This is a genomic window from Lactobacillus acetotolerans DSM 20749 = JCM 3825 (assembly GCF_001436775.1).
Classification (GTDB): Bacteria; Bacillota; Bacilli; order Lactobacillales; family Lactobacillaceae; genus Lactobacillus; species Lactobacillus acetotolerans.
Genome location: NZ_AYZC01000005.1, coordinates 45,253 through 53,886, shown reverse-complemented (window position 1 = coordinate 53,886; position 8,634 = coordinate 45,253). Strand labels below are relative to the sequence as shown.

Sequence of the window (8,634 nt, the reverse complement as noted above, 5' to 3'; positions counted from 1 at the left end):
TTTAATTTAGACATAGTAAAAGCCCCAAAAGTGTCCAACTTTTTGGGCCTATTACAAAAAGTGCTCCCTTTTTTAATATCATACACTCTTAATTTAAATAAGCTAATTCCATGTACCATCAGTTGTGTAATTTTCAATCGTATCTTTATCCATTTTGATCCAATGTGACATAGGTGATTCCTTCGCATAACTGATTGCAACCGCGTCATATACATTTGTTGGGTCTAAGATATCTGAGGCGTGGTAATATTCATTCTTATTAAAAAGAAACGATAATAAGTTAATATAAATTGTATTCTTAAGTTCCGTCATTGTTTGCGGTTTAATATCAAATATTATAGCAGCATCTTCGATATAATTATCATCTATATTCACACCATTCTCTCGCGCTGCTTTAACAATTCCTGGAATATAATGAGCTGGCTTACCATTTTCAAAGATATCCCTATTATTTATCTGATACTCATTTGCAACATCAAGAGCTAATTTTAAAGTCCTTTGACTAGTCTTTACCTTGTTAACTCCAGCCTGTACTCTTGCTTCATTCAACAATCTAATTGCAAATTTATTAATTTCCTGCTTCTGCGATGTAGTTAAATTAGTTGGATCTACTTTTTCGTCATCGTCAGCTTTGGACTCTGAAACAAATTTATTAATTTTATTGCCCTCGGCAGTTTGTTTATCCAATATTGATGGATTATTTACTGCCTCTTGAACAGTAGTGTCATTGTATCCAGACGGCAATTTAATCGTATCTTCCTTATAAACCTTGTTTTGGTCACCACCGTTATATACATATTTTCCTAATTTGCTAGTATTATCTACATGATTTTGCTTTTTGGTATTAGTAACTTTTATATACTGATTTTTACCAATGTGATAATAATTCTTACCCTTAATTTTCTTAATAGAAGAGCTTTTAACATATGTACCCTTCTTTAAAATCTTTTTGTTAGCCCGTTTACCATTTGCTTTATAAATATAAGCATTGTGTGTCAATTTTCTACTTTTGGTGGCAGCCTGAACGTTATTAATTGTTGGATTAATAGTAGTTGCAGCAACTGGAGCCAATAAAGTCACTGCTGCAGAAACAGTTATAATTTTATTTAATATTTTTGAATATCGCATAAAAATTCCCTTCATACTTAAATTTATAGCTTTTCTATATAAAACAAAACTACATCTACATAGCCATTCTACCGCATTTATTTTCTGAGATTCCTATTTACAACTGGATCACTATTCAAGTATTAAAAAAGTGTTGAACTATCACCAAATGATAATTCAACACTAATTTATTTTTATTCGTGGCCTTAACTATCCATGGAATGCCATACTGAAGCCAGCCTGGAATTGTTCGCCTGCTTTAAGGTGATTCATCCCTAACTTGTCTTCTAATTTACCATTTGTGTCGCTCCTGTCAGCAATTCCCCAACAGGGTTCAATACAAACAAAGTTATCTGTCTTTGGATATTGTGACCAAATACCGACAAATGGAGCATCCCTTGTCCATACATTAATATGAAATGGGCCATTGTCTGTACGCAAAGAGAACTTATTATCGTGACCGTTTAATTGGAAAATCAAAGCGTCATTCTTAAATAATTCATCACTCAAGGTAATCAAACTATCGGTCGAAGTCAAAGAACGATTTGACCAATCTAAGTAAGGTCCCCTTAGTGGTATCTCAACTCTGGCAACAGAAGGTTTAGTACTAAAGTAGAAATCTTCTTTCTTAGTGTCCTTATTTACGGGTACATTGAAACCAGGGTGACCGCCAATTCCAAAAATCATTTCACCATCAGATTTATTGGTTACAGTAAAGTTCTCTTCTAATAAATTATTCAACAAGTTATAGTTAACCCGCAGTTCAAACTTAAAGGGATAAATCTTACGTGTTTCCGCACTATCTTTCAATACGAAAGTAATGCTTTCATCTGTCTGACGTTCAACCTTAAATTCTTGATCTCTGGCAAAGCCGTGCTCAGTCATATGATACTTTTTACCTTTGTAGGTATATTCATCGTTGACTAAGCGACCAACAATTGGGAACAAGACCGGAGCATGCCGAGCCCAAACTTTGGGATTAGCCTGCCATATATATTCATATCCATTATGTCGGTCTTTTACGCTTTGAACTTCAGCACCCTTGCTGGAAATTACAACTTTTAAAATGCCATCTTGAATTGTGTAGTCCATAATTAATTGCCGTTGTTAAAGAATAAACTTAGTTAAGTCCTTATTAGTTATTATATCACTAAGTTTTTCTTCTACATATGATTCAGTAATGGTAATTTCGCCCATCTCCATATCTGGTCCTTCATAAAGGACATCTTCAAGCAATTTTTCTAAGATAGTGGACAATCTTCTTGCCCCAATGTTGTCAGTACCCTGGTTAACATTGAAAGCAATTTCAGCAATTTTTTCAACGGCTTCTTGTGTAAAGATTAACTTAATACCATCAGCTTTAAGAAGTGCAATGTATTGCTTCAAAAGTGAATTTTCTGGATCCTTCAAAATCTTGACAAAATCATCTTTAGACAATGCATTTAATTCTACCCGAATTGGGAAACGTCCTTGCAGTTCTGGAATTAAATCACTTGGCTTAGATTCAGCAAATGCACCCGCAGCAATAAAGAGAATGTGATCAGTAGAAACAGGACCATACTTAGTTTGAACAGTTGAACCTTCTACGATTGGCAGAATATCACGCTGGACACCCTCACGAGAAACTTCACCTGAGCTATTCTTATTACCAGCAGTAATCTTATCAATTTCATCAATAAAGATAATCCCATTATTAGTGGTTCGTTCAATCGCTCTCTGGTAAAGGGAATCATAATCAATCATCTTACGGGATTGTTCTTGAACTAAAACTTCGCGTGCATCCCTGACAGGCAATGTCCGCTTGATCTTTTTCTTTGGGGTCAAACTATTAAGAAGAGAACTCATATCAATTCCCATCTGACCCATCATATCTCCCATAGGGTTAACCTTTGGAGCTTGTTCAACTTCAATGGTAACGGTTCTGTCTTCAAGCAATCCTTTATCTAATTGTTCAGCAACTGTTAACCGTTGGTTTCTAATCTTGTCATTTACTTCTTCGTGTTGATCATCGTTACTTTCATCTTCTGGATTTTTACCACCCATTAGCATCGACATCATGTCCTGCATCTGCTGCATTTGATTTTGCCGGTTCTCATGCTTAATACCTGGTACAAGAAGACGAACTAACTGCTTATTAGCTTCCTTAGTTGCCTGTGGCTTAACACGCTCAAACTGCTCTTTTTCTTCCATTTGAACGGCTTTATTAACCAGGTCCCGAACCATTGATTCAACGTCCCGGCCAACATAACCAACTTCCGTAAACTTGGTTGCTTCTACCTTAACGAAAGGTGCATCTACAATATCAGCCAACCTTCTGGCAATTTCTGTTTTACCAACACCAGTTGGTCCTGCCATAAGCAAGTTCTTGGGTGTGATATCCTTCTGCATCTTCTTAGGAAGCTGAGTACGGCGGTAACGGTTATACAAAGCAATCGCCACTGATTTTTTAGCTTCATCTTGGCCAATAATATATTCGTTTAAAAGATTAACTATTTGTTTCGGAGTTTTTGTATCCATTATTTTTTCTCCTGTATTTCATCAGTATGAATGTGATCATCAGTAAAAATATCAATTCCTGATGCAATTTTTACGGCTTCATGCGCAATATCACTCGCCGACATGCCCTTAGCATGACGCGTCATTGCAATTGCTGCCGCTTGAGCAAAATTTCCTCCCGATCCGATTGCCACCACATTTTCATCTGGTGCAAGTACTTCACCATTTCCGGAAATCAAGAGTAAATCCTTATCGTTAAAAGCAATTAACATTGCGTTTAATTTCTGCAAAGTTTGGTCTTTACGCCAAGCCTGTGCCATTTCAACGGCAGCCCGACGCAAGTCTCCATTATAAGCCTCAAGTTTACCTTCAAGCATATCCTGCAGACTAACTGCATCGGCAACACCACCAGCAAAGCCAATAATTACCCGATCATGGTAAATTCGGCGGATTTTTCTTGCAGTGGCTTTAGCAATTACCTTTTCACCTAAAGTAACCTGGCCATCACCTGCTATTGCTGTTTCACCATTAAATTTAACTGAACATATTGTTGTCATTTTTTTGCCTCATCTTTCTCATCATTACGAGGAAAAAATTTCTCATAATCTGATTGTAAATGTGTCATAGTCACGTGCGTATAAATTTGTGTAGTTGATAAATTGCTATGACCCAATAATTCCTGCACAGTCCTTAAATCTGCACCGTTATTCAGCATTGCTGTCGCAAAGGTATGCCGCAACTCATGCGGATGTACTTTACCGTTAATACCAGCACTATTAAAGACTTTTTGCATTATATATTCAATGCCGCGATCCGTCAAAGCTTTTCCCCTACTATTTAGAAAAACGTTACCCGAATCTATCTTGTTTCCTAATAATTTAATTCTAGCTGCAGACAAATAATTTGTTAAAGCTTTCTTTGTTTGCTTATCAAAAACAACGTAGCGGTCTTTATTTCCTTTACCATGAACTAAAATCATGTTTAGGCTAGGCTCAATTTGCCTAAGTTTTAATCCGCTAACTTCACTAACTCGCATCCCCGTTGTATAAAACAATTCGAATAATGCTAAGTTACGCTGCGTTAACGGATCACTACCCTGAAGCGAATCAAGTACCTGCTTAATTTCTGGTTCATAGAAAAATTGGGGCAATCGGTGGCCTGCACTACGTAAAATTACTGCCTGGGTTGGATCTATCTTAACGATTTTCCGTTTAGTCAAAAAGCGGTAAAAAGACCGCAAACTGGACATTTTACGCAGTTGTGAAGAACGGGCTAATTTTTGTTCAGCTAGGTATTGCAAATAAATCTCGATATCACGCCGCTCAATCTTTTCCCAACCTGGGAAACCACCATTCTTTTGCCAAAATTGCTTTGCCTTAAGCAAATCAGTTCGGTAGGAAGTTATAGTTTTACTACTATAATGTCGTTCATTTTGCAAATAAGAGATAAAAAGCTGTAATTTTTTATCTTTATTATCCATTTTTATTCTAAAACTTTCGTTTTAAATTTATCCAAATCTTCTAAACCCCGTTCACTTATTTTAAGGTGGCGGTCACGTTTATTTCTAATTCTTTTACCTTCTAAACCAGGTAAAAGTGCAAAACTAGCGTTCATTGGCTGGAAATGTTTAGCACTGGTTGTGGTCACATAATTGGCCATTGAACCCAAAGCGGTATCCCTAGGGAAAGTTACCGGGTCTTTACCTAAACTCTCCCTAGCCGCGTTGATACCGGCAACCAAACCACTGCCAGCACTTTCAACGTAACCTTCAACACCGGTCATTTGTCCAGCAAAGAAAAGGCCCTTTTGTTTTCTTGACTCATAACTTGCATTTAACACTTCAGGAGAAGCCATATACGTATTGCGGTGCATCTTGCCGTAGCGGGCAAAACGAGCATGTTCTAAGCCGGGAATCATAGAAAAGACCCGTTTCTGCTCACCATATTTTAGGTGGGTTTGAAAACCAACGATATTATACATTGAGGCAGCTGCGTTATCCTGACGAAGCTGAACAACCGCATATGGTGTTTTACCCGTATGTGGATCCCGTAAACCAACCGGTTTAAGCGGACCAAACAACATAGTTTTAGGACCGCGAGCAGCCATAACTTCTATCGGCATGCATCCCTCAAAAACATCATTTTTCTCGAAACCGTGCATCTGTGCCGTTTCCGCATGAACTAAGTTCTTAGCAAAATTATCATACTGTTCCTTATCCATCGGACAGTTTAAATATGCAGCCTCACCCCGATCATACCGAGATTTTTTATAGACAATATTCATATCGATCGAATCAGCTGCAACTATTGGTGCTGCCGCATCAAAGAAATGCAGGCTATCAGTTCCAGAAAATTTTTGAATTTCTTTTGCCAAAACATCACTGGTTAATGGACCAGTAGCAATAATTGTTATCCCACTATCGGGAATTTTGGTAATTTCTTCATCGTGAAAAGTTACGTTCTTTAAAGAATGCAACTTATCCGTAACATATTTACTAAACTTATCGCGATCAACAGCCAAAGCACCTCCCGCTGGAACCTGAGTTGCATCAGCAGCCTGCAAAATGATTGAATCCAGGTGCCGCATTTCTTCTTTTAATAAACCAACCGCATTTGACAGTTGGTTTGACCGCATCGAATTAGTACAAACTAATTCGGCCAGTTCACCGGTTTTATGTGCCGGGGTCATTTTCTTAGGACGCATTTCATAAAGGTCGACGTTAATTCCGCGTTTAGCAAGTTGCCAAGTCGCTTCGCTACCTGCTAGGCCTCCACCAATTACAGTTACATTTTCAGACATATTCAAAACATCCTTTATTTAAAATAATTTATTCTCTAGATACAAGAATATCATCAAATCAACTAAGATTTGATGATATTTAACTTAATTTTAAATTTATTTTGCCGCAGCTTCTTCTTTTGGCTCTTCGCGGTAATCGCCATTTGGACAGAGAATCACTGGGCCCTTCTTAGTTTTCTTTTCTACTAAGAAATGACCATCATTAGGACAATTTCTACCGACAGGTTTATCCCAAGAAACAAAGTCACACTTAGGATACCTTGAACAACCATAGAACTTACGATTTCTTCTGGATTTCTTTTCGACAACGTCACCCTTGCCACACTTGGGACAAGTTACACCAATCTTCTTAACAATTGGCTTGGTATTACGACAGTCTGGGAAACGTGAACAAGCATAAAACTTGCCATAACGACCCATTTTAACAACCATTGGGGCACCACAGATATCACAATTAAAGCCTGCAGGTTCATCTTTAATCTGCACCTTTTCTATTCCTGCGTCAGCCTTATCTAATTCTTTTTTAAACGGGTGGTAATATTCATCAATTACCTTTACCCAGTTTTTCTTACCTGCCTCAACGCTATCCAAATCATTTTCAAGCTGAGCAGTAAAATCAACATTAACGATATCTGGGAAGAATTTTTCAACTAAGGTATCAACTATTTCGCCAAGTTCAGTTGGAACAATTGATCTACCTTCCAATTTGACATAATACCGCCGCTGAATCGTATCGATCGTTGGTGCATAAGTTGATGGACGGCCAACACCATTTTCTTCCAGTGCGTGAACCAAACTAGCTTCGGTATAACGTGCCGGTGGTAACGTAAAGTGTTGTTTATTATCTGAACTGACCATCTTAACCATATCGCCCTCGTTTAGGTCGGGCAGATCAACATTCTTTTCCTGCCAGTTATCATAAACTTTAGTAAACCCAGCGAAACGCATCTTAGAACCGGTGGTTCTGAAGGTTACGCCATTTTGGACAATATCGGCACGAACCGTATCATAAACGGCTGGTGTCATTTCACTAGCCAGAAAGCGTGACCAGATCAGCCTATATAAGCGGTATTGTTGTGGGGTTAAAACCTTTTTAAGGGATTCAGGGGTACGGTAAACACTGGTTGGACGAATGGCTTCATGAGCATCTTGAGCATCTCCTTGATTCTTAAAATGTCTTTGACTTTTAGCAGCATATTTTGCACCGTATTTTTCATGCAAAAATTTAGAAGCCTCGGCTTGAGCAATTGGTGCTGTCCGCTTAGAATCAGTTCTCATATAAGTAATTAAACCAACGGTTCCCTGCTTACCTAAACTAATTCCTTCATAGAGTTGCTGGGCAATACTCATTGTCCGTCTAGTTCGATAATTCAAGCGTTTATTAGCTTCTTGTTGCATAGTTGAGGTTGTAAACGGGGCAGCGGGCTGGCGTCTTCTTTGCCTGGTAACAACTTTTTCAACCTTAAAGTCTTTGCGCTTATCAATTTTGGCTAAAATTTTCTTGACGGCTTCATTATTAGGAAGTTCTTGTTTCTTCCCATCTACACCCCAAAACTGGGACTTGAATTGTTTTCTGCTCTTCTTAAAGAGTGCATCAATCGTCCAGTATTCTTTTGGTTTAAAATTCTTGATCGCTTTTTCACGGTCAATTACCAGTTTTAAGGCAACCGATTGGACTCGGCCGGCACTCAAACCCTTTTTAACTTTATCCCAAAGAATTGGCGAAAGTGAATAACCCACGATCCGATCAAGAATACGACGAGCTTGCTGGGCATTTACCGTATCCATATCGATGGATCGTGGATGTTTAAAGCTATCTTTTACTGCGTCCTTTGTGACCTCGTTAAAGGTAACCCGATTTTTATCCTTGTTATCAAGATTTAAAGCATGAGCGACATGCCATGCAATGGCTTCCCCTTCACGATCAGGGTCGGATGCTAAATAAACTTTCTTAGCTTTTTTAGCCTCGCTCTTTAACATCTTAATCGTGTCGCCTTTACCACGAATAGAAATATACTTCGGTTTGTAATTATTATTAAAATCGATCCCCATCTGTGATTTAGGTAAATCACGGATATGTCCTTTAGAAGCGATTACACGATAATTACGGCCTAAATATTTTTCAATGGTTTTAGCTTTTGCAGGAGATTCTACAATTACTAACGTCTTTTTACGTTTTTTTGGTTTTGTTTTTGACTTAGTAGGCATCAAATGCCTCCTCATAAAATTTCT

Annotated in this window: 7 protein-coding genes; all 7 read right to left on the bottom strand. The window is 38.0% G+C overall.

All coding sequences use genetic code 11. The annotated features are described in order from the left end of the window. Window positions 1-102: 102 nt before the first annotated feature. Window positions 103-1,128 (bottom strand): SEC10/PgrA surface exclusion domain-containing protein, encoded by a 1,026-nt coding sequence (locus FC77_RS07960; RefSeq protein ID WP_054681342.1) that lies wholly within the window; start codon window positions 1,126-1,128, stop codon window positions 103-105. Window positions 1,129-1,317: 189 nt separating this feature from the next. Then, entirely contained in the window at window positions 1,318-2,199 is an 882-nt protein-coding gene (locus tag FC77_RS01735) for an aldose 1-epimerase family protein (protein ID WP_054681345.1), read from the bottom strand. Between the two features lie 15 nt (window positions 2,200-2,214). Beyond that, window positions 2,215-3,627: an ATP-dependent protease ATPase subunit HslU gene (hslU, locus tag FC77_RS01730; RefSeq protein WP_275452972.1), complete on the bottom strand. Its 1,413-nt coding sequence runs from the start codon at window positions 3,625-3,627 to the stop codon at window positions 2,215-2,217. Then, the gene (hslV, locus tag FC77_RS01725) at window positions 3,624-4,160 is read right to left on the bottom strand and encodes an HslVU peptidase proteolytic subunit (RefSeq protein ID WP_056969840.1); all 537 of its coding nucleotides are present in this window, start codon (window positions 4,158-4,160) and stop codon (window positions 3,624-3,626) included. The genes hslU and hslV overlap by 4 nt, the downstream gene beginning before the upstream one ends. Next, window positions 4,157-5,083, bottom strand: coding sequence for a site-specific tyrosine recombinase/integron integrase (gene xerA, locus FC77_RS01720; RefSeq protein WP_056969838.1), 927 nt, complete (start codon window positions 5,081-5,083; stop codon window positions 4,157-4,159). The genes hslV and xerA overlap by 4 nt, the downstream gene beginning before the upstream one ends. A gap of 2 nt (window positions 5,084-5,085) precedes the next feature. Beyond that, window positions 5,086-6,402, bottom strand: a complete 1,317-nt coding sequence (trmFO, locus tag FC77_RS01715) for a methylenetetrahydrofolate--tRNA-(uracil(54)-C(5))-methyltransferase (FADH(2)-oxidizing) TrmFO (RefSeq protein WP_056969837.1) — start codon at window positions 6,400-6,402, stop codon at window positions 5,086-5,088. A 96-nt stretch (window positions 6,403-6,498) separates the two neighbouring features. Further along, window positions 6,499-8,610, bottom strand: a complete 2,112-nt coding sequence (topA, locus tag FC77_RS01710; protein WP_056969836.1) for a type I DNA topoisomerase — start codon at window positions 8,608-8,610, stop codon at window positions 6,499-6,501. Window positions 8,611-8,634 lie beyond the last annotated feature (24 nt).